The sequence below is a fragment of the Pseudomonas sp. GP01-A4 genome (assembly GCF_058780865.1).
Genome location: NZ_JBYSWF010000087.1, coordinates 1 through 24424, shown reverse-complemented (window position 1 = coordinate 24424; position 24424 = coordinate 1). Strand labels below are relative to the sequence as shown.

Genomic DNA, 24424 nt, shown 5'->3' with positions numbered 1-24424 from the left:
CTCCGCCACCGCCGACAAACCCGGCGACGGTTTCGATGTTCGGGTTTTTCATCACCTTGCGGTTGATCTCGGTGAAGTCCTTCTGCATCGCCCCATAGGAAATGCTCTGGTTCGCCAGGATGCTGCCCTGCAAGCGCCCGGTGTCTTCCTGGGGGAAAAAACCCTTGGGCACCAGCACGTACAACACGCCGGCGAGCACGATCACCAACACCGTCACAAAACCCATCAGCACCGTATGGTCGATCACCCAACCGAGGGTGCGATCGTAGAAGCGGTGAAAGCGCGAATCCGGGTGTTCATTGCCTTCATGAATCGCTTTCGGCGCGCGCAGCAGCACGCTGGCGAGCATCGGTGTAACCGTCAGCGAGATCAGCATCGAGATCACGATGGCCACCGACAACGACACCGAAAACTCGCGGAACAGCCGCCCGACAATCCCGCCCATCAGCAGCAGCGGAATAAACACCGCCACCAGCGACACGCTGATGGTCAGTACCGTGAAGCCGACTTCCTGGGCACCGGCCAGCGCCGCTTCCACCCGGGTCTTGCCGCGCTCCAGGTGGCGCATGATGTTTTCCACCACCACAATCGCATCGTCCACCACAAAGCCGGTGGAAATCGTCAGCGCCATGAGTGACAGGTTGTTCAGGCTGTAGCCGAGGAAGTACATCGCGCCGAAGGTGCCGAGCAGCGACAGCGGCACCACAATCGCCGGCACCAGGGTGCTGCGCCAGTCGCGGAAGAAGCCGAAGGTCACCAGGGTCACCAGCAGGATCGACACCAGCAACGTGATCTCGACGTCATGCAACGAGGCGCGAATGGTGGTGGTGCGGTCCATCAGCAGGTTGAGCTTGATCGTCGCCGGAATCGAGCTTTGCAGGAACGGCAGCGAGGCCTTCACCGCGTCCACCGTCTCGATCACATTGGCGCCCGGCTGCTTGAACACCACCAGCAATACCGCCGGCTTGCCGTTGGACAGGCCGAAGTTGCGCAGGTCCTGCACGTCTTCGCGCACGTAGCCCAGGTCGGCGATATGGATCAGGTCGCCGTTGTGGGCCTTGACCACCAGCGGCCCGTAGTCCTTTTCATCGAGCAACTGGTCATTCGCCGCAATGCCGTAGTTACGGTCGCCGATGGCCACGTTGCCCTTGGGCAAGTTGACGTTGGAGGCGTTGATCACCTGGCGCACCTGCTCCAGGCTGACGCCGTACTGGTTGAGCCGATCGGGGTTCAATTCCACCCGCACCGCCGGCAGCGCGCCGCCGCCCACCGTCACGTCACCGACCCCGGTGGTCTGCAACAACTTCTGCTCCAACAGGGTCGAGGCCACGTCATACATCTGCCCCGGCGTGGCGCTGTCGGAGGTCAGGCTGATGATCAGAATCGGCGAATCCGCCGGGTTGACCTTGCGGTACGTCGGGTTGCCGGACAGGTCGCTGGGCAGGTTGCTGCGGGCGGCATTGATCGCCGCCTGCACATCCCGCGCGGCGCCGTCGATGTCGCGATTCAGGTCGAACTGCAAAATGATCCGCGCCGAGCCCAAGCTGCTGGACGAGGTCATCTGCGTGACCCCGGCAATCTGCCCGAACTGGCGCTCCAGGGGCGTGGCCACTGAACTGGCGACGGTGGTCGGATCGGCGCCGGGCAACGAGGCGCTGACGCTGATGGTGGGGAAATCCACCTCCGGCAACGGCGCCACCGGCAACAGCATGAAGGCCAGCGCGCCAAACAGCGCGAGGCCGGCCGCCATCAAGGTGGTTGCAATCGGGCGGCGAACAAACGGCGCGCTGAGGTTCATTGCCATCAGACCGCTTCAGCCGGGCGGCGGCTGAAGCGCTGCCCCAGGCCGTGCATGGCGAGGAAGATCACCGGCGTGGAAAACAGCGTCAGCAACTGACTGAGCAACAACCCGCCGATAATCGCGATGCCCAGCGGGTGACGCAGCTCCGAACCAATCCCCGTACCGAGCGCCAGCGGCACCGCGCCGAACAGCGACGCCATGCTGGTCATCAGGATCGGCCGGAACCGCAACTCTGCCGCCTGGCGGATCGCGGCCGTGGGGCTCAGGCCGCCCTCGCGTAACAACTCCAGGGCAAAGTCGACCATCATGATGCCGTTTTTCATCACGATACCGATCAGCAACACAATGCCGATCAGGCCGATGATGTCGAACTGCGTGCCCGTCACCAGCAGCGCCAGCAAGGCCCCGAGTGCTGCCGAGAGCAGCGTCGAAAGGATCGTCACCGGGTGCACGAAGCTTTCGTACAGAATCCCCAGCATCAGGTACACCACCACAATCGCCGCCACCACCAGGAATACCTGGTTGGACAGCGACTGTTCGAACGTCGCCGCCGCGCCTTCCAGGTTGGCCTGCACCGACAGCGGCAAGCCGACCTTGGCCTCGATGTCCTTGAGCCGCGTCACCGCCGCGCCAAGGGTCTGGCCGGGCGCTAGGTTGAACGAAACGTCGGCATACGGAAACTGGCCCAGCCGGTTGATGGTGACGGGCGCCCGCACCACCTGCATGGTCGCCATGCTCGACAGCGGCGCCACACCGCCACCGGGAATGTCCACGTACAACCCGGTGAGCAGGTCCGGCAAGTTGCGCGGCGGATGGTCGGTGGCGATCACCACGTGGTACTGGTTGAGCTGGGTGTAGATCGTCGAGACCTGGCGCTGGCCGAAGGCGTCATACAGCACATCGTCGATCGCCTGGGGCGTGATACCAAGGCGCGAGGCGGTGGCGCGGTCAAAGGTCAGCTGGATCTGATTGCCGAATTGCATCGCCTGGCTTTGCACGTCGGTGAACATCGGGTCTTGCTTGATCGCCGCCAGCAGCTTGTTCGTCCACGTTTCCAGTTCGTCCGGATCGGTGGCTTGCAGGCCCAGGCGGTAGCTGGTGGTGGACACCGTGGCGTCGAGGGTCAGGTCCTGTACCGAGTGCAGGTACAGGCGGATCCCGGCGTCGTCGGCGTTGGCATCGGAGAGCCGGCGGATCACCTCGGTGGCACTGTCACGCTCGCCGCGGGGCTTGAGGTTGATCAGCAGGTTGCCCTGGTTGATGGTCGGGTTGGTCTGGTCGATACCCACAAAGGACGACAGGCTTTGCACCGCCGGGTCCTTGAGGATTCGCGCGGCCAGGCCCTGTTGTTCGGTCTGCATCTGCTGGAACGAAACCGTCGGCGCCGCCTGGGAAATACCCTGGATCAGCCCGGTGTCCTGGTCGGGGAAAAAGCCCTTGGGCATGATCACCAGAATCATCAGGGTCAGCGCGGCGGTGAGCGCTATCGAGATCAGGGTCAAGGTGCGGTGCGCCAACACCCAGTCAAGGCCACGCACGTAGTGGGTGTTGATGCGGTCGAAGAAATCCGCGCGGCGTTCCTGGTGCTTATTCTTGAGCATCCGCGCGCACATCATCGGCGTGAGGGTCAGGGAGATGAACGCCGAGATAACGATGGTCACGGCCACGGTCATGGCGAATTCGCGGAACAGCCGGCCGACCACATCGCCCATGAACAGCAGCGGGATCATCACTGCAATCAGCGCAATCGACAGCGAAATAATCGTGAAACCGATTTGCTCCGACCCCTTGAGCGCCGCCTCCAGCGGCGAGTCGCCCGCCTCGATATAGCGTGTGATGTTTTCGATCATCACGATGGCGTCGTCCACCACGAATCCGATGGCGATAGTCAGCGCCATCAGTGTCAGGTTGTTCAGGGAAAAGCCCAGCGCATAAGCCACCGCCAGGGTGCCCACCAGCGTCAGCGGCACGGTGACTGCCGGAATAACCGTCGCCGCAACGTCGCGCAGGAAAATGAAAATCACGATCACCACCAGCAGCACCGCCACCGCCAGTTCGTACTGCACATCGGTGACCGAGGCGCGGATGGTTTGCGTGCGGTCGGTCAGCACATCGACCTTCAAGGTACCCGGCAAACTGGCCCGCAGCTTGGGCAGCAATTGCTGCACGCGGTCGACCACCTGAATCACATTGGCGCCGGGCTGGCGCTGGATGTTCAGCACAATCGACGGCGTGCTGTTGGTCCACGCAGCCTGGCGCGGGTTCTCCGGACCCTGGGTGGAACTGGCGATCTGCGACAGGCGAATCGGCGCGCCATTTTTATAGGCGATCACCAGGTCGCGGTATTCCTCGGCCGATTGCAGCTGGTCGTTGGCACCAATCGAATACGCCTGGAACTTGCCGTCGATATTGCCCTTGGCCTGGTTGACGTTGGCCGTGCCGAGGGAGGTGCGCAGGTCATCAATGGACAGGCCGAGGCTATTGAGCGCCGAGGTATTCGCCTCGACCCGCACCGCCGGGCGCTGACCGCCGCTGATGGTCACCAGGCCGACGCCAGTGATCTGCGAGATCTTCTGCGCCAGCCGTGTATCCGCCAGGTCCTCGACCTTGGTCAGCGGCAACACATCGGAGGTCAGGGACAGGGTCAGCACCGGCGCATCCGCCGGATTGACCTTGCTGTATACCGGTGGGTACGGCAGGTTGGCCGGCAGGAAGGTGCCGGCGGCGTTGATCGCGGCCTGCACTTCCTGCTCTGCCACATCCAGGGACAGCGACAGGTCGAATTGCAGGGTCACCACCGACGCGCCGTCGGAGCTGGTGGAGTTCATCGACTTGAGGCCCGGCATCTCGCCGAGCTGGCGCTCCAGCGGCGCGGTGATCGAGGAGCTGACCACGTCCGGGCTGGCGCCGGGGTATTGGGTGAAGACCTGGATGGTCGGGTAGTCGACTTCAGGCAACGCCGACACCGACAACAGGTGATACCCCAACATGCCCAGCAACAGCACCGCGACCATCATCAAGGTGGTGGCGACGGGACGTTCGATAAAGGGCCGCGAAATGTTCATGCTCGGCAGCTCCTCACTGGGCGACGACCTTCACGGCCGAACCGTCATCCAGTTTGTCGGCGCCTTCGGTGATCACCTGCTCGCCTGGCTTGACGCCGTTCTCGAGCACCGCCGACACATCGCCCATCGATGGGCCGGTCTTGATGTTGCGCAGGCTGGCCTTGTCGCCATTCACCACGAACACAAAATCGCCCTTGCTGCCATGCTGGATCGCCCGGGTGGGCACCACGGCAACCTGGGCCAGGGTGTCGGCCTTCAGGCGCGCATTGACGAACTGGTTGGGGAACAGCGCACTGCCCGAATCATCGAACTGCGCCTTGACCTTGATGGTGCCGGTGGAGGTGTCTACCTGGTTGTCCAGGGCCAACAGGCTGCCGGTGGCCAGCAGGGCTTTCTTGTTGCGGTCGTAGGCCAGCACCGTCACGACGCCACGGCCCAGGGCCTGGTTGATAGCGCCCAAGTCGTCCTCGGGGACCGCGAACACCACGGTGGCCGGGTTCATCTGGGTAATCACCACGATGCCGGTGGTGCTGGTGGTGGTGACGTAATTGCCGGGGTCGACCAGGCGCAGGCCCACCACACCGTCGACCGGCGAAGTGATGGTGCAGTAGCCGACCTGCACTTCAAGGTTCTGCACATTGCCCTGGTCGGCGGCCACGGTGCCCAGTTGTTGCTGGACCAAGGACGCCTGGGTGTCGACGGTTTGCTGGCTGGTAGAACCGGCCTTGACCAGTTCGCGGTAGCGCACCAGATCGCGCTGGGCATTGCTCAACACAGCCTGGTCGTGGGCCAGGGTACCCTTGGCCACGGCCAGCTGGGCCTTGAGAGCACGGTCATCGATCCGCGCAATCACCTGGCCCTTGCTGACGTGCTGGCCTTCCTTGAATTCCACGCTGCTGAGGATGCCATCGACCTGGGTGACCACGGTCACACTGCGGGTGGGGGTGACGGTGCCGAGGGCATCGATATACACCGGCACGTCCTGCAACACCACCGGCACCACGGCCACCGGTTCGCCGGTGACGGCCGGCCGGCCTTTGTGCCCGCCTGCAAAGAAGTGCAAACCCAGGGCAATCAACAACGCTACCAGTAACAACGTGCCAACGGCCCAGGCGAACGTACGTCGTCTGCTTTTCTCCACGGGTTTCTCTCTCGAACGCCGAAAACAGGAAGGGGCGGCCAGGCTAAATGGCCGCTCGCTGCCTGAACTCTAGCAGCGCGCTGGAGCTGTGCCTGTACGACCGTGAATGCGTTCAGCATCAAGACAGACAAAGTCAGCTGGGCGCCCCGCCATGCAAGGGCTGCGGCGGGATTCTTGAGCCCTGCGCAAAGCCGGTGCTACCATGCCAGACCGCCTGTCTTGGCAAGGAACCTCCTGGTCTATGAGCACCATTCGCGAGCGCAACAAAGAACTGATCCTGCGGGCTGCCAGTGAGGAGTTTGCCGACAAGGGCTTCGCCGCGACCAAAACCAGCGACATCGCCGCCAAGGCCGGGCTGCCCAAGCCCAACGTCTACTACTACTTCAAGTCCAAGGACAACCTCTATCGCGAGGTGCTCGAAAGCATTATCGAGCCGATCCTGGCGGCCTCCACACCGTTCAATCCTGATGGCGACCCTTCGGCCGTGCTGAGCGGGTACATCCGCTCGAAGATCTGCATCTCCCGGGATTTGCCGTTTGCCTCGAAAGTGTTTGCCAGTGAGATCATGCACGGCGCCCCGCATTTAAGCCCCGAGCAGGTGGAACAGCTGAATGCCCAGGCCAAGCACAACATCGACTGCATCCAGAGCTGGGTGGACCGTGGGCTGATTGCGCCGATTGATCCGCATCACCTGATGTTCAGCATTTGGGCGGCGACGCAGACGTATGCGGATTTTGACTGGCAGATTTCGGCGGTGACCGGGAAGGCGAAGTTGGATGAAGCGGATTATGAGGCGGCGGCGCAGACGATTATTCGGTTGGTGTTGAAGGGGTGTGAGCGGGACTGATAGACCGCAGCGTCTTCAAGATTCGCGAGCAAGCCCGCTCCCACATTTGAATTTGTGCCAGACATAAATCGTTTAAACGCTGCAGATCCAATGTGGGAGCGGGCTTGCTCGCGAAAGCGCCCTCCCAGACACATCCTGCACAAAGCCAAACCATCATCTCCAGATTCCCCGATCTAGCCTCTCAGAACCCCACCTGAAGAGAGGCAAAGGAATGCCTGATCCAGCTGCTTCACATCGCCTGCGCATCGGGCGATTCAGCGAGTCCAACCGCATCTACCTGATCACCACCAACACCCACGAACGCGCGCCGATATTCAGTGATTTTTATCTCGGCCGCCTGGTGGTCTGGCAATTCCGGCTCGCCCAGTATCAAGGGCTGGCGAACTCCCTGGCCTGGGTGGTCATGCCCGACCACTTTCACTGGTTGATTGAGCTGCAAAAAGGCTCATTGGGAGACCTGATGTGCCAGGTGAAGTCCAAAAGCACTCGAACCGTTAATGGCGCTACGGGCCGCAAAGGGCGGCTATGGCAAACCAGCTTTCATGATCGTGCGCTGCGCAAGGACGATGACTTGGTGAAGATGGCTCGGTATGTCGTGGCCACCCCATTAAGAGCAGGGTTGGTGGAGCGGATTGGCGACTATCCGCTGTGGGATGCGGTTTGGGTTTAGGTCCGGGACCGAGTCGCCCCTTTCGCGAGCAAGCCCGCTCCCACATTTGACCGAGTTCCAGCCTTGGAATGCAGTCAAATGTGGGAGCGGGCTTGCTCGCGAAGAGGCCCGACCAGTCACCTCACATCAAGCAGTAACCCCCGCATCCGCCAACAACCCCAACCCCTCGATCGCACTGATCGCACACTGCTCGTCAATATCCGACGTATCCCCGCTGATCCCGATCGCGCCCAGCACCACACCCGCCTGATCCCGGATCAACACCCCGCCCGGTGCCGGCACCACGCTGCCCTGCCCCAGGCTGTTCAGCGCGGCAATAAACGCCGGCCGTTGCTGTGCGTCCAGCGCCAGCAAGCGCGAGCCCTTGCCCAGGGCTATCGCGCCCCAGGCCTTGCCAATCGCGATCTGCGGGCGCAGCAGGCTCGCGCCATCCTCGCGCTGCAACGTTATCAAATGCCCGCCGCTGTCGAGTACCGCAACGGTCAGCGGTGCCGCCGAAATGGTGCGGCCTGCCGCGATGGCGTGGCTGGCCAGGTTGACTGCGACTTTCAAGGTTAAAGCGCTCATGGGTGCCGTCCTTATCTTGTTATGGGAAAGCCGTGGGGCTCTGTCTGATCAGAAGCTCGATCAAACAAATAGAACACAATAGATTTATTTTTTGTATACAATATTTCCAAACATACGCACCACACGTCGAAATATTCCCGTCCATAAGCCTTCCGACGAACGTAAAGGCCACCCAAGAAAATGGATTGACCTGCCCCGCTCGCCGTGAATACACTTCGGACCAACACCACTTGTATACAATTACAAAACGCAAGAGGCACCAAAACCATGAGCAAAATGAGAGCAATCGAAGCCGCTGTCCTGGTGATGCGCCGTGAAGGGGTCGACACCGCCTTCGGTATCCCGGGCGCCGCGATCAACCCGCTGTATTCGGCCTTGCAGAAGGTCGGTGGCATCGATCACGTCCTTGCTCGCCACGTTGAAGGCGCCTCGCACATGGCCGAGGGCTACACCCGCACCAAGGCCGGCAATATCGGCGTGTGCATCGGCACCTCGGGCCCGGCGGGCACCGACATGGTTACCGGCCTGTACAGCGCCTCGGCGGACTCGATCCCGATCCTGTGCATCACCGGCCAGGCGCCACGGGCACGCATGCACAAGGAAGACTTCCAGGCTGTCGACATCACCAGCATCGTCAAGCCGGTGACCAAGTGGGCGACCACCGTCCTGGAACCCGGCCAGGTGCCGTATGCCTTCCAGAAGGCCTTCTATGAAATGCGCTCCGGCCGCCCGGGCCCGGTGCTGATCGACCTGCCATTCGACGTACAAATGGCCGAGATCGAATTTGACATCGACGCCTACCAACCACTGCCCCTGGCCAAGCCTTTGGCGACCCGCATCCAGGTGGAAAAAGCCCTGGCCCTGCTGGACCAGGCCGAGCGCCCATTGCTGGTGAGCGGTGGTGGCGTGATCAACGCCGACGCCAGCGAACTGCTGGTGGAATTCGCCGAGTTGACCGGCATCCCGGTGATCCCGACCCTGATGGGCTGGGGCACGATCCCGGACGATCACCCGCAGATGGTGGGCATGGTCGGCCTGCAAACGTCCCACCGCTATGGCAACGCCACGATGTTGAAATCGGACGTGGTGCTGGGCATCGGTAACCGCTGGGCCAACCGTCACACCGGTTCGGTGGAGGTGTACACCGAGGGCCGAAAATTCATTCACGTGGACATCGAGCCGACGCAAATCGGCCGCGTGTTCACCCCGGACCTGGGCATCGTTTCCGACGCCGGCTCTGCATTGACCATGTTCATTGAAGTGGCCCGCGAGTGGAAAGCCGCCGGCAAGCTCAAGGACCGCAGCGCCTGGCTCCACGATTGCCAGCAGCGCAAGGCCACCCTGCACCGCAAGACCCACTTCGACAACGTGCCGGTCAAGCCGCAACGGGTGTACGAAGAGATGAACCAGGTGTTCGGCAAAGACACCTGCTACGTCAGCACCATCGGCCTGTCGCAGATTGCCGGCGCGCAGTTCCTGCACGTCTACAAACCACGCCACTGGATCAACTGCGGCCAGGCCGGCCCGCTCGGCTGGACCATTCCGGCGGCACTGGGTGTGGTCAAGGCGGACCCGACCCGCAAAGTCGTGGCACTGTCCGGTGACTATGACTTCCAGTTCATGATCGAAGAGCTGGCCGTGGGCGCACAGTTCAAGCTGCCGTACATCCACGTGGTGGTGAACAACTCCTACCTGGGGCTGATCCGCCAGGCCCAGCGCGGGTTTGAAATGGACTACTGCGTGCAGCTGTCCTTCGACAACCTCAACGCACCGGAACTCAACGGTTACGGCGTCGACCACGTGGCCGTCGCCGAAGGCCTGGGTTGCAAGGCCCTGCGGGTGTTCGAGCCGGGCCAGATCCAGCCGGCACTGCGCAAGGCTCAGGAAATGATCGAAGAATTCAAGGTTCCGGTGATCGTTGAGATTATTCTGGAGCGGGTGACCAATATTTCCATGGGCACCGAGATCAACGCCGTCAACGAATTCGAAGATCTGGCACTGGTGGGCAACGACGCGCCGACTGCCATTTCACTGCTCGATTAAGGAGAACCTCATGCCGCGTTTTGCCGCCAACCTGTCCATGCTGTTTACCGAACAGGACTTTCTTGCCCGTTTCAAAGCCGCCGCCGACGCGGGGTTCAGTGGTGTGGAATACCTGTTTCCCTATGAATTCAGCTCAGCTGAAATCAAGGCGCAACTCGATGCCCACGGCCTGACCCAAGTGCTGTTCAACCTGCCGGCCGGTGACTGGGCCAAGGGCGAACGCGGCCTGGCCTGCCACCCGGACCGGGTCGAGGAGTTCCGTGCCGGGGTCAACCTGGCCATCGCCTACGCCCAGGTACTGGGCAATACCCAGGTCAACTGCCTGGCGGGGATTCGCCCGGCCGGCGTGGATGACGCGACGCTTGAAAAAACCTTCGTCGCCAACCTCAAGTACGCCGCCGACAAGTTGCAGGCGGTGGGCATCCGGCTTGTGATGGAGATGATCAATACCCGCGACATCCCGGGCTTCTACCTGAACAACACGGCGCAGGCCCTGTCGATTCGCGAGCAGGTGGGCAGTGCCAACCTGTTCCTGCAATACGACATCTATCACATGCAAATCATGGAAGGCGACCTGGCCCGCACCATGGCTGCGCACCTGGGTGAGATCAACCACATCCAGCTGGCGGACAACCCGGGGCGCAACGAGCCGGGGACCGGTGAGATCAACTACCGCTTCCTGTTCGAACATTTGGACCGCATCGGTTATCAGGGTTGGGTCGGCTGTGAGTACAAACCGTTGACCACCACCGAAGCGGGTTTGGGTTGGCTCAAAAGCCACAACGCGATCTAACTGAACAAACACAGCACCCAATGTGGGAGCGGGCTTGCTCGCGAAAGCGGTGGATCAGTCGACATCAATGCTGAATGTCGGCCCCCATTCGCGAGCAAGCCCGCTCCCACAGTGGATCTCCTGTGTTTAGCAGGCCGCGCCAGGCCTGCACACCTAACAATAAGAGGATTTTCGTCATGGCTAAAATCGGATTTATCGGCACCGGCATCATGGGCCAACCCATGGCTGCCAACCTGCAAAAGGCCGGTCACCAACTGTTTCTTTCCGAGCATCACGGCAAGGCGCCGGCTGAACTGATCAGCGCTGGTGCGGTGGCCCTGGCCAACCCGCAGCAAGTGGCCCAGGAAGCCGAATTCATCATCGTCATGGTGCCCGACACTCCGCAGGTCGATGATGTGCTGTTCCGCGCCGACGGCGTTGCCGCAGGCCTTGGGCCGAACAAAGTGGTGATCGACATGAGTTCGATCTCGCCCACCGCCACCAAGGCCTTCGCCGCGAAGATCAACGAGACCGGCGCACGCTACCTCGACGCCCCGGTGTCCGGTGGTGAAGTCGGTGCCAAGGCCGGCACCCTGAGCATCATGATCGGCGGCGACCCGCACACCTTCGAACGCGCCCTGCCACTGTTCCAGGCCATGGGCAAGAACATCACCCTGGTGGGCGGCAATGGCGATGGCCAGACCGCCAAGGTGGCCAACCAGATCATCGTTGCGTTGAACATCCAGGCGGTGGCGGAAGCGCTGCTGTTCGCCTCGAAGAACGGCGCCGACCCGGCCAAGGTGCGTGAAGCACTGATGGGGGGGTTTGCTTCATCGAAAATCCTCGAAGTGCATGGCGAGCGCATGATCAAGGGCACCTTCGATCCGGGCTTCCGCATCAACCTGCACCAGAAGGATCTGAACCTGGCCCTGGCCGGTGCCAAGGAGCTGGGGATCAACCTGCCGAACACCGCCGGCACGCAGCAGGTGTTCAGCACCTGCACCGCCATCGGTGGCGGCAACTGGGACCACTCGGCGCTGATCAAGGGCCTGGAACATATGGCGAATTTTTCGATTCGCGATAAATAACCCCCGGATCGTTCCCACGCTCTGCGTGGGAATGCAGCCGTGACGCTCCGCGTCACAACAGCGGACGCAGAGCGTCCAGTGATTCATTCCCACGCGGAGCGTGGGAACGATCTGATGCACCCCTAATAACAAGAATCCCCGGGAGCCCGCTTATGTCGGTCGATCCGCAACACCTGCTTCGCGAGCTGTTTGCCACAGCCATCGACGCCGCCCACCCCCGGCAAGTCCTCGAACCCTATCTGCCCGCCGACCGCAGCGGCCGTGTCATCGTGATCGGCGCCGGCAAAGCCGCCGCCGCCATGGCGCTGGTAGTGGAAAACTGCTGGCAAGGCGAAGTCTCGGGCCTGGTGGTCACCCGCTACGGCCACGGCGCACCCTGCAAGAAAATCGAGGTGGTCGAAGCCGCGCACCCGGTGCCGGACGCCGCAGGCCAGGCCGTGGCCAAGCGTGTGCTGGAGCTGATCAGCAACCTGGGCGAAGACGACCGCGTGATCTTCCTGCTCTCCGGCGGCGGCTCTGCACTGCTCGCCCTTCCGGCCGCCGGCATCACCCTGGCGGACAAGCAAGCGATCAACAAGGCCCTGCTCAAATCCGGCGCCACCATTGGCGAGATGAACTGCGTGCGCAAGCACCTCTCGGCGATCAAGGGCGGGCGCCTGGCCAAGGCAAGCTGGCCTGCCACCGTCTACACCTACGCGATTTCCGATGTACCGGGCGACCAGGCCACGGTCATCGCTTCCGGCCCCACTGTTGGCGACCCCAGTACCTCGCAACAGGCGCTGGCGATTCTCAAGCGCTACCAGATTGAAATCCCGGCGTCGGTGCGCACCTGGCTGCAAAGCCCGGAGTCGGAAACCGTCAAGCCCGGGGACCCGGTGCTCGCCCGTAGCCATTTCCAACTGATCGCCCGTCCGCAGCAATCCCTGGAAGCGGTGGCGGTGAAAGTCCGCCAGGCCGGTTTCAGCCCGCTGATCCTCGGCGACCTGGAAGGCGAAGCGCGGGACGTGGCCAAGGTGCACGCCGGTATCGCCCGGCAAATCATCCAGCACGGCCAACCCCTGGCGGCGCCTTGTGTGATCCTCTCCGGCGGCGAAACCACCGTCACCGTACGCGGCAATGGCCGTGGCGGACGCAACGCCGAATTCCTGCTGAGCCTCACCGACAGCCTCAAGGGCCTGCCCGGCGTCTACGCCCTGGCGGGTGACACCGACGGCATCGACGGCTCGGAAGACAACGCCGGCGCGATCATGACGCCCACCAGCTACGCCCGCGCCGAAGCCCTGGGCTTGAGCGCCAGTGACGAGCTGGACAACAACAATGGCTACGGTTACTTCGCGGCCCTCGACGGCTTGATCATCACCGAGCCGACCCGCACCAACGTCAACGATTTCCGCGCCATTCTGATTCTTGAAAGCCCTGAAAGAGAGTCCCCTGAACATGACGCCTGACAAGAAGGTCAAGATCCTCGCCACGCTGGGCCCGGCCACCGACAGCATCGACGACATCCGCGAGCTGGTGGAAGCCGGGGTGAATATCTTTCGCCTGAACTTCAGCCATGGCGATCATGCCGACCACGCCCAACGCTACCAGTGGATTCGCCAGGTGGAGCGCCAGCTCAATTATCCCCTCGGCATCCTGATGGACCTGCAAGGGCCGAAGCTGCGGGTGGGGCGTTTTGCCGAAGGAAAAGTGCAACTGATTCGCGGCCAGGCCCTGCGCCTGGACCTCGACCCGACACCCGGTGACCAGCGGCGAGTCAACCTGCCCCACCCGGAAATCATCGCGGCCCTGCAGCCCGGCATGGACCTGCTGCTGGACGACGGCAAGCTGCGCCTGCGGGTGATCAACAAGCACGCCGATGCCATCGACACCACCGTGCTCAATGGCGGTGAACTGTCGGACCGCAAAGGCGTGAACGTACCCCAGGCATTGCTGGAGCTCAGCCCGCTGACGGCCAAGGATCGCCGCGACCTGAGCTTCGGCCTGGAACTTGGGGTGGACTGGGTGGCGCTGTCGTTTGTGCAACGCCCGGAAGACATCCGCGAAGCCCGCGAGTTGATCGGCGACAAGGCGTTCCTGATGGCCAAGATCGAGAAGCCCTCGGCGGTGCAGCGCCTGCAGGAAATCGCCGAGTTGAGCGACGCGATCATGGTCGCCAGAGGTGACCTGGGGGTGGAAGTGCCGGCGGAAAGCGTGCCGCAAATCCAGAAGGACATCATTGGTGTGTGCCGCCAGTTGGGTAAACCGGTGGTGGTGGCCACGCAGATGCTTGAATCCATGCGCTTCTCCCCGGCGCCGACCCGTGCCGAAGTCACCGACGTGGCCAACGCAGTGGCGGAAGGGGCGGATGCGGTGATGCTGTCGGCGGAAACCGCTTCCGGTGAATACCCGTTGGAGGCCGTGCTGATGATGAGCAAGATCATTCGCCAGGTGGAAAATGGCCCGGATTACCAGACCCAGCTGGACGTCAGCCGGCCCAAGGCGGATGCCACGGTGTCGGACGCCATCAGCTGTGCGATCCGCCGTATCAGCAGCATCCTGCCGGTGGCAGTGCTGGTGAACTACAGCGAGTCGGGCAGCTCCACCTTGCGGGCGGCGCGGGAACGGCCGGCGGTGCCGATTCTGAACCTGACACCGAACCTGTCGACGGCGCGACGCTTGAGCGTGGCGTGGGGCGTGCATTCGGTGGTGAACGATCGGCTGCGGCAGGTGGATGAGGTGTGTTCCACGGCGTTGGAGATTGCCCAGGCACAGGGTATGGCGGAGCGTGGGGATACGTTGGTGATTACTGCTGGGGTGCCATTCGGGCAGCCAGGGTCGACCAATTCGTTGCGGATCGAGACATTGATCTAATCCCCTGTGGCGAGGGAGCTTGCTCCCGCTGGACTGCGCAGCAGGCCCATCTTTTGGGGCCGCTGCGCGCCCCAGCGGGAGCAAGCTCCCTCGCCACAAGATTCGGCGCTTTCCTGCAGATTATTGATCATGCCCAACCAACCCTGCCCCGACTGGGCCGAAGCCCTGCTCAACGGCTTCAGCCAGATATTCCTGCAGCGCCACCCGCTGTGTGGCCTGCTCTGCCTGCTGGCGATCCTGATCGGCGCCCCGGCCCTGCTCGGCGGCGCGCTGCTGGGCGGTGTCGCCGGCTTGCTGACCGCCCAACGCCGCGGCTATCCCAAGGCCGAACGCCAGGCCGGTCTGTATAGCTACAACGGGGTGCTGCTCGGCTTGCTGATCAGCCAGCACTTCAGCTGGTCGGCACTGCTGCCGCCGTTGATTCTCGCCTGCGGTGGCCTCAGCGCAATCCTCACTCGCCAGTGGCTCAAACGCGCCGCCAACCCCGATGACCTGCCCGCCTACACCGCACCGTTTGTAGTACTCGGCTGGCTGCTGCTGGGCACCACCGCGCCCGCCGCATTTGCCGCCAGCGAACCCGGCACCTGGGCGCTACTCTGCGCGCCGTTCACAGGTCTGGCCCAAGTCATCCTGATGGACCAACCCCTCGCCGGCCTGCTGATCGCCCTCGGCCTTTTAATAGCCAGCCGCCGCGCGGCCTTGTGGGCGCTGACCGGCGCGAGCCTCGGCGTGTTGATCGCCCTGTTGATGGACGAGCCCGCCAGCGCCCTGCTCGGCCTGCACAGCTATAACCCGGCGCTGGCCGCCCTGGCCCTCAGCCAGTATCGTCGCCAACCCTGGCTGCCGCTGATCGGCATCCTGCTGGCGATCATCCTCACGCCCGGCTTCACCGGCCTGAACCTGCCCGCGCTGACCGCGCCGTTTATCCTCGCCACCTGGCTGGTGCGCGCCAGTCAGCGGGTGATGCAGAAAACCCGCATGGACAGCCCCTTCGAATCCCCCTAGGCTTCGCTGATCTTCGATTCAGGCGACTTCCATGGACAGCAACAAGCACTGGCGTGAGCGTCTCTACGTCATGGTTTTCCAAAGTGACACCCCGGCCGGCCGACGCTTCGACAGCACCCTGTTGCTGATCATCCTGGCCAGCCTGGTGATCGTGATCCTCGACAGCATCCAGGCAGTCCACGACAACTACGCCAACGTGCTGGCCTATATCGAGTGGGGCTTCACCATCATCTTCGCCATCGAATACGGCCTGCGGCTGTATTGCTCGCCCAAGCCGTTGCGCTATGCCTTCAGCTTTTATGGGCTGGTGGATTTGCTGGCGATCGTGCCCGGGATCCTCGCGCTGTACTACAGCGACGCGCAGTACCTGCTGATTATCCGAATCATCCGGATGCTGCGGATTTTCCGCGTGCTCAAGCTCGGCCCGTACCTCAAGCAGGCCAACTACCTGATGTCGGCGCTGCGGGGCAGCAAGCAGAAGATCGTGGTGTTCCTGGTCAGCGTCTGCACCCTGGTCACGGTGTTCGGCACCTTGATGTACGTGATCGAAGGCCCGGAGCACGGGTTTACCAGCATTCCCAAGGGCATCTATTGGGCGATCGTCACCCTGACCACCGTGGGCTTTGGCGATATCGTGCCGAAGACCCCGCTGGGCCAGGTGATTTCGTCGCTGGTGATGATCACCGGTTATTCGATCATCGCGGTGCCCACCGGGATCTTCACCGCCGAACTGGCCAACGCCATGCGCGGTGAGCAATTGCAAACGGATTGCCCGGTGTGCAAGAAAAACAGCCATGAGCCCAATGCAGCGTTTTGCTCACGGTGTGGCAGCGCGCTTTTCAAAAAACTGGAATAAGCAAAGTTCTTTTTAATCTTTAAGCGACTATGCGCCCCCCCGTTATAGTCGCTGGCATATTGCCCCCATGCGTTTCAAAAACCTTCTCGAACAACAAGGAATGAGCAGTGAAAAAACTCGTTAGTGCCTCTCTCCTGGCCGCCGGCCTCGCACTGGCTGGCGTCGTCCAGGCCGCCCCGGTCACCCTGCTCAACGTCTCCTATGACGTGATGCGTGACTTCTACAAGGACTACAACGCCGCCTTCCAGAAGCACTGGGCCGCCGAGCATCCAAACGACAAGCTGACCCTGCAGATGTCCTTCGGTGGTTCGAGCAAACAAGCGCGCTCGGTGATCGACGGCCTGCCGGCTGACGTGATCACCATGAACATGGCCACCGACATCAACGCCCTGGCGGACAACGGCAAACTGGTGCCGGACAACTGGGTTACCCGCCTGCCGAACAACAGTGCGCCGTTCACTTCGGCCACGGTGTTCATCGTGCGCAAAGGCAACCCGAAAGCCCTGAAAGACTGGCCGGACCTGCTCAAGGATGGCGTGCAAGTCATCGTGCCGAACCCGAAGACCTCCGGTAACGGCCGCTACACCTACCTCTCGGCCTGGGGTTATGTGCTGAAAAACGGTGGCGACGAAGAGAAGGCCAAGAAGTTCGTGGGTGACCTGTTCAAGCACGCACCCGTGCTGGACACCGGTGGCCGTGCCGCTACCACCACGTTCATGACCAACCAGATCGGCGACGTGCTGGTGACCTTTGAGAACGAAGCAGAAATGATCGCCCGTGAATTCGGCCGTGATCAGTTCGAAGTGATCTACCCGAGCGTTTCCGCAGAAGCTGAGCCGCCAGTGTCGATCGTCGACAAAGTGGTCGAGAAGAAAGGCACCAAAGTGGCTGCCGAGGAATACCTGAAGTACCTGTGGTCGCCGGAAGGCCAGGAAATTGCCGCCAACAATTACCTGCGTCCACGTGACCCGAAAGTGCTGGCCAAGTACACCGACCGTTTCCCGAAAGTCGACTTCCTGTCGGTAGAGAAGACCTTTGGCGACTGGCGCACCGTGCAGAAGACCCACTTCAATGATGGCGGGGTTTTTGACCAGATCTACTCCGGGCAGTAATCCGCACCCTGATCGCTGATCGTTCCCACGCGCTGATCGTTCCCACGCTCCGCGTGGGAATGCATCATAGGACGCTCCGCGTCCAGGTCGCGCCGCAAGACCTGGACCGTGCTGGGGACGCAGAGCGTCACTGGATGTATTCCCACGCGGAGCGTGGGAACGATCTATCTACAGCCGTTACATCGGCGGTGTCACGCCATCCTTACCCGCGGAAATCGCCTGGGCCGTCACGCTCCCGTCCGCGCCCTTCGCCGCAAACATCACCACCTTCACCCCAGGCTTCAGCAAGCTGCGATCACCCGGCTCCAGGTTGACGATCGGCACATCATCCGGCACCACGATCTTCTGCTCGCCGCCCTTGTACTTGACGGTCAACGTGCGGCCATTGCTCACCACCAGGTCACCCACGGTGCCGTTGGTCATGCTGCTGCCTTCCTTCAGGTCGAACGCACGGTGCCCATCGCCTGTACCGGCCATCGCCGGTGGGAATACATGCACTTCCAGCGCCGTCAGGGTGCCATCCGCGTTGGGCATGGCCGCCGAACCGATGTAACTGCCGGGCTTGATGTCTTCGATTTTTGCCAGGGTGACCGCACGCACCTGCGTGTCCTTGGTCAGGTGCACGGTGACGTCTTCACCGCTGTTGACCTTGACGTGCATCGCGTCGCCGTCCATCGCGGTAATCGCACCCCGCACGCCGACACGCGGGGCATCTGCGGCCTGGGCAACGCCCACGGTCATCAGCGCAGCCAGGCTGGAGGCCAGGAGCATCTTGTTGAATGTCGTCTTCATGGCAGTCGATTTCCTGTTTATGCAGTTGTGACTGAATGTATCATCGACCTTCAGCCCGAAAGTTAACGTTTCAGTCATTAATTCCCGGCATGAGTGTTATCACCACAGACAGGCTACTCGCGCCCGGGGCCAGTCTTTATCCTCGCTCGCCACAATCCTTCGCTTTTATGAGAACGCCATGAACGCCACGCCCCCCGCTACAAGCACGATGACCCGAGGCATGGTGATGCTGTTTGCGTTCTGTTGCGGCGCCATCGTCGCCAACATCTACTACGCGCAACCGATCATCGAGCTGATCGCCCCGGACATCGGCCTCACGCCGGCCATGGCCAGCCTGATCGTGTCCCTGACCCAGATCGGCTATGCCCTGGGCCTGTTCTTCCTGGTGCCGTTGGGCGACCTGCTGGAAAACCGCCGGCTGATGATCATCACCACCGTGGTGGCCATCGCCAGCCTGCTGGGTGCGGCGTTCACCGAACAGCCGAACCTGTTCCTGCTGGTGTCGCTGCTGATCGGCTTCAGCTCGGTGTCGGTACAGATCCTGATTCCGCTGGCGGCGCACCTGGCGCCGGCTGAATCCCGTGGCCGGGTGGTCGGCAGCATCATGGGCGGCCTGCTGCTGGGTATTCTGCTGGCACGACCGGTGTCCAGCGTGGTGGCCGACCACTTCGGCTGGCGCGCCATGTTCATGGCCGCCGCGGCACTGATGGCGTTTATCAGCGTGGTGCTGATGCTGACCATCCCCAAGCGCCAACCGGATCACGCGGCCAGCTATGGCCAGTTGCTCGCCTCGCTGGGCACCCTGCTGCGCCGCCAGCCGGTGCTGCGCCAGCGCGCGTTTTACCAGGGCTGCATGTTCGCCACCTTCAGCCTGTTCTGGACCGCCGCCCCGCTGGAACTGTCCCGCAACCACGGCCTGAGCCAAAGCCAGATCGCCTTGTTTGCCCTGGTCGGTGCCCTGGGCGCCATCGCCGCACCCATCGCCGGGCGCCTGGCGGACGCCGGCCACACCCACCGCGCTTCGCTGCTGGCGATGCTGTTTGCCGCACTGAGCTTCCTGCCGGCCTTCGTGCACCCGCTGTACAGCGTGATCGGCCTGGCGGTGACCGGCGTGGTCCTGGACTTCTGCGTGCAGATGAACATGGTCCTTGGCCAGCGCGCCATCTACGCCCTCGACGCCAACAGCCGTAGCCGACTGAACGCGCTGTACATGACCAGCATCTTCATCGGCGGCGCCTTCGGCTCGGCGATTGCCAGCAGCGTGTACGAACACGGCGGCTGGCTGGGGGTGATGCTGGTGGGCAGCGCATTCCCGCTGGTGGCGTTGCTGCGCTTCCTGAGCGCCTCGCGGCAAGGGGCGGTGGCGACTGCCTGACCCACCTTACAACCGCATCAACGGCTCCAACGCCGCATCCGCCAGAAATGACGAGTGACGAGGTCAAGGGCTTGCTGACTGATTGGAAATTACCGCCCAGGGATTTATGGGCGGTATCCCCTCCAGGAGGATGGCGAGCGCCCTGGCGCGTTGCTTTTCAGCGCAGGTGAGTAGACAGACCGATCACGTCCTCTGGCCGGATCAAGCGTGTGCTTTTAAGCAGGAAGTTTGTCTGACGCCGTCCCAGTAAGTCGATGCCCACAAAGTAACGCCCGCTCTGCTGGTTGTATTTGACGACGGTATCTCCAATACGGCCCGTGTAGCTATCCACCAGCCGCAAGGGCGTTCCGACTTCTGTCATTAAACCCGTCAGATCAATTGTGTCTTGGCCACTGGTGAAATCCATGATCAGGTCAGCGTCGTCATAGGCCGAGTCGCTGGCCTTCTCATACCTGAACGTGTTTCTACCGCCCACACCCCAGAGCGTATCTCCACCTGCCCCGCCGGTGAGAACGTTATCCACCGTATTGCCTATGAGCGTGTCACGGCCTGAGCCGCCAATCGCATTCTCCACGGTGACACCTTTGGCTATACCAACGTTATTGCGCAAGCCGCCTACGCTGGAGGCTGCGCCCTCGCGCAAGTCGATGGTCTGGTTCTGCCGGAAGCCCGAAAAGTCCAGGGTGTCATCGCCACCTTTGTCCCTCACCAGGAACCTGGGAGCGCCACTCTGGGAATGCAGGCTAAGGAAGGGATCACCGGTGTTGGAGTTGAAGCCATAGACAGTATCGTGCGGAGCAGGAAAAGGTTCCGGATTCGGGTCCGGTTGAGGTTCTGGCTTGGGCTCTGGTTGGGGCTCCGGCTTGGAAACTCCAGGTTCGTGTGCCCCGCCAGTGACTATGTCACTTGCCTGAATGCCACCCACGCTCTTAATCAGAAAATCCGCTTTGCCCCTGCCAGTGGTGTCGAGACCCAGACTACCGTTTCCGCTGCGCGGGTCATGGCTCAGGACAATCTCGCCAGCACGCCCCGTAAACCGCTCAACAATGTTGAAATGCTTGATTGAGGTATTTTTCAATAAGCCCGAAAGGTCGATCTTGTCTGTGCCGCTGGTGAAATCCAGGATTTCGTCAGGCCTGGTGAGTGTCGAGTCACTCGCTCTATCGTAAGCAAACACGTCCGCGCCTGCGCCGCCTGTCAACCTGTCTGAACCCGCTCCACCCTTGAGCCGGTTGCCGGCCTCATTCCCTATGAGCTCATCGTCACCTGAGCCACCTGTGGCATTTTCAATGACAACGCCCTTGGCGATAGACACATTACCCTTCAAGCCACCCACATTGGAAAACGACTCCGCATTCAGGTTGATCTTCTGGTTCTGGGAAAATAGCGAAAAGTTCAGCGTGTCATTCCCGCCCCCGTCCCATACCGAAAATATCGGGGCGTCCTTCGAGGACTCAAGGCTGAAGTGGTCACGGTCAGTATTGGATTCAAAGCCATAAGTAGTATCGGTATTCCGAATATTGAGATTGGCCCCGTAGAGTTTCTGTACGGCAGCAATATCATCTTTCATTGGCGTTGAAGGTTCGCGCGATTTGAAGTCATGGCCCGTATGATTGGTTTCTCGCCAGTAACTCATCACGCTGTGGGCTCTGGTGTCCTGCGTGTATAGGGCATCTGCATAAGAGTGCACACTTTCACCATAGTCCCCAGGGTGGCCAAGCCCCAGGGCATGTCCCAACTCATGTATGGCCGTTGATAAAAAAACATCGCCATGCCGTGGGGCATCAGAAGCGCCTTTCGTTCCAACCGTAGTGCTCATATCACCGTACCAGCGATTAGGCAGCCCAGACACCCCGCCATTGTCATCGGGATTGGCCTTGATGGTTATTGAACCATCCGGACCTGGCGCCCCCTCCTTGAAGACAATATTTGTCACGTCCTGCCAAGACGTCAGGGCTTTGCGCAAGGACGCTTTCTGTTGCACAGAGAATTGATCGTCAAGGGTGAAGGAAAGCTCAATTTTGTTATCGCCATTACGATCGTAATGCCTCGAACCCTCTCGCAGGATCTGCTTTGCAGCATCATCCGTGGTGAAGGTTTTTTTTGAGGTTGCGCCATCACTGGTAGTGGCCGCATTCAACGTAGATAGCTCATGACTTGATACAGGCGGACTAACGAAAGAAGCAGTGACTCTCATACAAACAACATCCTTTTAGTTGAGACTTTGATTCATCAGGAAACAGACTTTCAACGCGACTGTTTCACTTAACAGCCGCCTTAAAATCTCACATGAAAAAACCGAATGTCACCCCTACGAACGTTTCAATTTAAATATCCAAACAGCCAGAAACACATCGCCAATTTTTCAAGCGCACTATATTTATATTCAGAAGTTTCAGATCAGGCCAGCTCTGCATTCAATATGCGATACGAAGAAAACCGGAGACATATAAACCTACAATTAACCATCGCCCTAACCCGGGCATGAAAACAATCTGCTACACATCCGGCTGCTGCACCACGTGGTGCTGATGGCTGAGAGTCAGGCACTGGAAACAGGGCCAGACTCTGCCTTCACTCTGGCGGTTACCCAGGGGCGCCCGGCTGTTGAAGCAGACCTTTCAATAGCTGCAGCAACGTCGACAATGTCTTGGCGATCATCTCGTTCAACACTGCAAGCGTGGTCGTTTTCGAATCAGGCTCAGGGGGCGGCGCCGGGGACGGTACTACATTTGGCATGGGTAATGGCACCGGCTTGAACCCAGGCGTCGCCCCCGCCCACTGCACATCCGTCGACTTGATCTGGCCAACACTGTTGATCAACAACTCGGCTTTGCCACTGCCGTTCAGGTCAACTTCAAGGCTTGACCGGCCCGTGGCGGCGTCGTACTTGAGCAAGGCCTCGCCAGCGCGCCCCGTGAATCGGTCCGTGAACACCAGGGTGCCCACCCCGGCTTCTTTCAATGCGCCCGACAGGTCGATCTTGTCGGTACCGCTGGTAAAGTCCTCGATCAAGTCAGGATCCTGAGGCGTGGAATCACTGGCCTTGTCGTAGATAAACATGTCCGCTCCGCCGCCACCGCGCAACGTATCAGCCCCTGCTCCACCTTTGAGTCGATTGCCCGCCTCGTTACCGATCAGGGTGTCGCGACCGGCCCCACCTGTTGCGTTTTCAATTGTGCACCCCTGGCAATCGAGACATTGCCCTTCAAGCCGCCCACGTCAGAGAACGACTCGGCATTGAGGTTGATCTTCTGGTTCTGTGAGAACCCTGAAAAGTCCAACGTATCGTCACCGCCGCCGTCCCATACGCAAAAAACGGGTTTGTCCGTGGCGCTCTTGAGCGTCATCGCCTCCCGCTCGGTGTTGGAGTTGAAACCATACGTGGTGTCGGTATTGCGGGTTTGGTGATTGGCCCCATACAACCGCTGCGCTGCCGCGATGTCGTCCATCATTGGCGCGGATGGATTCGAAGACTGAAAGTCGTGGCCGGCCTGGTTTTTCTCCGACCAGTAGCTCATGACGCTGCGCGCCTTGGTATCCCCGGCATAGACCGCGCCACTGTTGTAGGCAGAGCCGCCACCATTGTAGTTGCCTGGATGCTGCAGGCCGATGGCGTGCCCGATTTCATGTACCGCGGTCACCGAAAAGTGGCTGCCCAGGCCAGGTCTGCTCCCTGCTTTCAGCGTGCCTATCGTCGCGGTCGTGCTGGTGTTGGAGCGTGTAGGTGATGTGGCAACACCACGGTCACCGCGAGGGTTGTTTTTAATGTTTACCGTGCCGTCTGCCCCATCTGCCTGCTCCTTGAGGTTAATGTTGGCAACATCCTGCCAGGACTGCACCGCTTGACGAACGCGTTGTTGCTGCTGCGCGGTGAAACTGGGGTCGACGGTGTAGGACAGATCAACTTTCATGTCGCCGTTACGATCGTGAAACCGCAGGTTGTCCCGCGAGATCTGCTTGCCGGCCTGATCCGTGGTGTAGGTCGGCTTGGCTTTCGCGCCGAAGCCAGTCGGACCGGGGTCAGACTCCGGCAAGTTTTGAAGCATGGGCCTGATGGAGATCGCGTCAAAAACGTTCATGAGAAAGAGCACTCTTTATTAATTAATAGACGAGCCGGAACAATCGGCATCAGCCATTAAGCTCCCATGCATGGAAAGCACGGGACAGCGCTTATTTAGTTCTCATCGAAACACTTAAAAGCGATGAAACACCCGCTAAGAAACTCAATAAATTACTTGCAATTTCAACAACTGAACACACACCAGCCGTTGCGGCAGCGCCTTGGTTTATCAGAAAAAAAACAAAAACCTACATAATGCCGCCAATATGAATACTCCAAACCGGCATCAACAAAGATACATCCACTCAAACTTTTCATCCAAATCCACCAGCGATCAGGACCTCACCGCTTGACATAACTTCCCACGCTAAATC

General features: G+C 61.0%; 17 protein-coding genes and 1 pseudogene. 11 read left to right on the top strand and 7 right to left on the bottom strand.

Annotated features, from left to right (window positions below):
* The 3 genes from AC3WKX_RS30985 to AC3WKX_RS30975 form a co-directional block, all read right to left on the bottom strand.
* Positions 1-1804 (bottom strand): efflux RND transporter permease subunit (locus AC3WKX_RS30985; RefSeq protein ID WP_256580218.1); only part of this gene is annotated, 1804 nt, incomplete at its 3' end.
* Positions 1804-4866: an efflux RND transporter permease subunit gene (locus tag AC3WKX_RS30980; protein WP_102606153.1), complete on the bottom strand. Its 3063-nt coding sequence runs from the start codon at positions 4864-4866 to the stop codon at positions 1804-1806. The genes AC3WKX_RS30985 and AC3WKX_RS30980, both read right to left, overlap by 1 nt.
* A gap of 13 nt (positions 4867-4879) precedes the next feature.
* Positions 4880-6007: an efflux RND transporter periplasmic adaptor subunit gene (locus tag AC3WKX_RS30975; protein ID WP_102606152.1), complete on the bottom strand. Its 1128-nt coding sequence runs from the start codon at positions 6005-6007 to the stop codon at positions 4880-4882.
* A 241-nt stretch (positions 6008-6248) separates the two neighbouring features.
* On the opposite strand from AC3WKX_RS30975, the gene AC3WKX_RS30970 reads away from it, so the two are divergent.
* Both AC3WKX_RS30970 and AC3WKX_RS30965 read left to right on the top strand, forming a co-directional pair.
* On the top strand, positions 6249-6854 hold the full coding sequence (locus AC3WKX_RS30970) for a TetR/AcrR family transcriptional regulator (RefSeq protein WP_003210590.1): 606 nt from the start codon (positions 6249-6251) through the stop codon (positions 6852-6854).
* A 211-nt stretch (positions 6855-7065) separates the two neighbouring features.
* A complete protein-coding gene (locus AC3WKX_RS30965; RefSeq protein ID WP_102606151.1) occupies positions 7066-7524 on the top strand; it encodes an REP-associated tyrosine transposase in 459 nt (152 codons plus the stop codon).
* A 126-nt stretch (positions 7525-7650) separates the two neighbouring features.
* On the opposite strand, the gene AC3WKX_RS30960 is transcribed toward AC3WKX_RS30965, so the two are convergent.
* Positions 7651-8091: a GlcG/HbpS family heme-binding protein gene (locus AC3WKX_RS30960; RefSeq protein ID WP_003210592.1), complete on the bottom strand. Its 441-nt coding sequence runs from the start codon at positions 8089-8091 to the stop codon at positions 7651-7653.
* 267 nt (positions 8092-8358) lie between these two features.
* Here AC3WKX_RS30960 and gcl point away from each other — a divergent pair, with 267 nt between their 5' ends.
* The 8 genes from gcl to AC3WKX_RS30920 all read left to right on the top strand — a co-directional run bounded on the left by gcl (position 8359) and on the right by AC3WKX_RS30920 (position 17820).
* Complete coding sequence (gene gcl / locus AC3WKX_RS30955; RefSeq protein ID WP_063028181.1) at positions 8359-10134, top strand: glyoxylate carboligase; 1776 nt, start codon at positions 8359-8361, stop codon at positions 10132-10134.
* Positions 10135-10144: 10 nt separating this feature from the next.
* Positions 10145-10927, top strand: a complete 783-nt coding sequence (hyi, locus tag AC3WKX_RS30950; RefSeq protein WP_008432625.1) for a hydroxypyruvate isomerase — start codon at positions 10145-10147, stop codon at positions 10925-10927.
* A gap of 176 nt (positions 10928-11103) precedes the next feature.
* Entirely contained in the window at positions 11104-11994 is an 891-nt protein-coding gene (locus AC3WKX_RS30945; protein ID WP_003210595.1) for a 2-hydroxy-3-oxopropionate reductase, read from the top strand.
* Positions 11995-12146: 152 nt separating this feature from the next.
* A complete protein-coding gene (locus tag AC3WKX_RS30940; protein ID WP_003210596.1) occupies positions 12147-13442 on the top strand; it encodes a glycerate kinase type-2 family protein in 1296 nt (431 codons plus the stop codon).
* Positions 13432-14847 (top strand): pyruvate kinase, encoded by a 1416-nt coding sequence (pyk, locus tag AC3WKX_RS30935; protein ID WP_102606150.1) that lies wholly within the window; start codon positions 13432-13434, stop codon positions 14845-14847. The genes AC3WKX_RS30940 and pyk overlap by 11 nt, the downstream gene beginning before the upstream one ends.
* Positions 14848-14976: 129 nt before the next feature.
* The gene (locus AC3WKX_RS30930) at positions 14977-15852 is read left to right on the top strand and encodes an urea transporter (protein ID WP_102606149.1); all 876 of its coding nucleotides are present in this window, start codon (positions 14977-14979) and stop codon (positions 15850-15852) included.
* 31 nt (positions 15853-15883) lie between these two features.
* The gene (locus AC3WKX_RS30925) at positions 15884-16708 is read left to right on the top strand and encodes an ion transporter (RefSeq protein WP_008434745.1); all 825 of its coding nucleotides are present in this window, start codon (positions 15884-15886) and stop codon (positions 16706-16708) included.
* Between the two features lie 107 nt (positions 16709-16815).
* A complete protein-coding gene (locus tag AC3WKX_RS30920) occupies positions 16816-17820 on the top strand; it encodes a sulfate ABC transporter substrate-binding protein (protein ID WP_003210600.1) in 1005 nt (334 codons plus the stop codon).
* A 177-nt stretch (positions 17821-17997) separates the two neighbouring features.
* Here AC3WKX_RS30920 and AC3WKX_RS30915 read toward each other — a convergent pair whose 3' ends face one another.
* Positions 17998-18612 carry a DUF5666 domain-containing protein gene (locus tag AC3WKX_RS30915; protein ID WP_008434747.1) on the bottom strand — a complete coding sequence of 205 codons (615 nt, stop codon included), beginning with the start codon at positions 18610-18612 and terminating at the stop codon, positions 17998-18000.
* A gap of 178 nt (positions 18613-18790) precedes the next feature.
* Here AC3WKX_RS30915 and AC3WKX_RS30910 point away from each other — a divergent pair, with 178 nt between their 5' ends.
* Positions 18791-19987 carry an MFS transporter gene (locus AC3WKX_RS30910; RefSeq protein ID WP_032899318.1) on the top strand — a complete coding sequence of 399 codons (1197 nt, stop codon included), beginning with the start codon at positions 18791-18793 and terminating at the stop codon, positions 19985-19987.
* A 157-nt stretch (positions 19988-20144) separates the two neighbouring features.
* Here AC3WKX_RS30910 and AC3WKX_RS30905 read toward each other — a convergent pair whose 3' ends face one another.
* Together AC3WKX_RS30905 and AC3WKX_RS30900 are read right to left on the bottom strand one after the other, a co-directional pair.
* Positions 20145-22127 carry a M10 family metallopeptidase C-terminal domain-containing protein gene (locus tag AC3WKX_RS30905; RefSeq protein ID WP_008434752.1) on the bottom strand — a complete coding sequence of 661 codons (1983 nt, stop codon included), beginning with the start codon at positions 22125-22127 and terminating at the stop codon, positions 20145-20147.
* Positions 22128-22573: 446 nt separating this feature from the next.
* Positions 22574-23901, bottom strand: a pseudogene (locus tag AC3WKX_RS30900) (M10 family metallopeptidase C-terminal domain-containing protein).
* Positions 23902-24424 lie beyond the last annotated feature (523 nt).

Coding starts and splice junctions, on each gene's coding strand:
- AC3WKX_RS30980 (WP_102606153.1), bottom strand. CDS start 4,866: ATGAACATTTCGCGGCCCTTTATCGAACGTCCCGTCGCCACCACCTTG.
- AC3WKX_RS30910 (WP_032899318.1), top strand. CDS start 18,791: ATGAACGCCACGCCCCCCGCTACAAGCACGATGACCCGAGGCATGGTG.
- AC3WKX_RS30970 (WP_003210590.1), top strand. CDS start 6,249: ATGAGCACCATTCGCGAGCGCAACAAAGAACTGATCCTGCGGGCTGCC.
- AC3WKX_RS30945 (WP_003210595.1), top strand. CDS start 11,104: ATGGCTAAAATCGGATTTATCGGCACCGGCATCATGGGCCAACCCATG.
- pyk (WP_102606150.1), top strand. CDS start 13,432: ATGACGCCTGACAAGAAGGTCAAGATCCTCGCCACGCTGGGCCCGGCC.
- AC3WKX_RS30960 (WP_003210592.1), bottom strand. CDS start 8,091: ATGAGCGCTTTAACCTTGAAAGTCGCAGTCAACCTGGCCAGCCACGCC.
- AC3WKX_RS30940 (WP_003210596.1), top strand. CDS start 12,147: ATGTCGGTCGATCCGCAACACCTGCTTCGCGAGCTGTTTGCCACAGCC.
- AC3WKX_RS30930 (WP_102606149.1), top strand. CDS start 14,977: ATGCCCAACCAACCCTGCCCCGACTGGGCCGAAGCCCTGCTCAACGGC.
- AC3WKX_RS30925 (WP_008434745.1), top strand. CDS start 15,884: ATGGACAGCAACAAGCACTGGCGTGAGCGTCTCTACGTCATGGTTTTC.
- gcl (WP_063028181.1), top strand. CDS start 8,359: ATGAGCAAAATGAGAGCAATCGAAGCCGCTGTCCTGGTGATGCGCCGT.
- hyi (WP_008432625.1), top strand. CDS start 10,145: ATGCCGCGTTTTGCCGCCAACCTGTCCATGCTGTTTACCGAACAGGAC.
- AC3WKX_RS30915 (WP_008434747.1), bottom strand. CDS start 18,612: ATGAAGACGACATTCAACAAGATGCTCCTGGCCTCCAGCCTGGCTGCG.
- AC3WKX_RS30965 (WP_102606151.1), top strand. CDS start 7,066: ATGCCTGATCCAGCTGCTTCACATCGCCTGCGCATCGGGCGATTCAGC.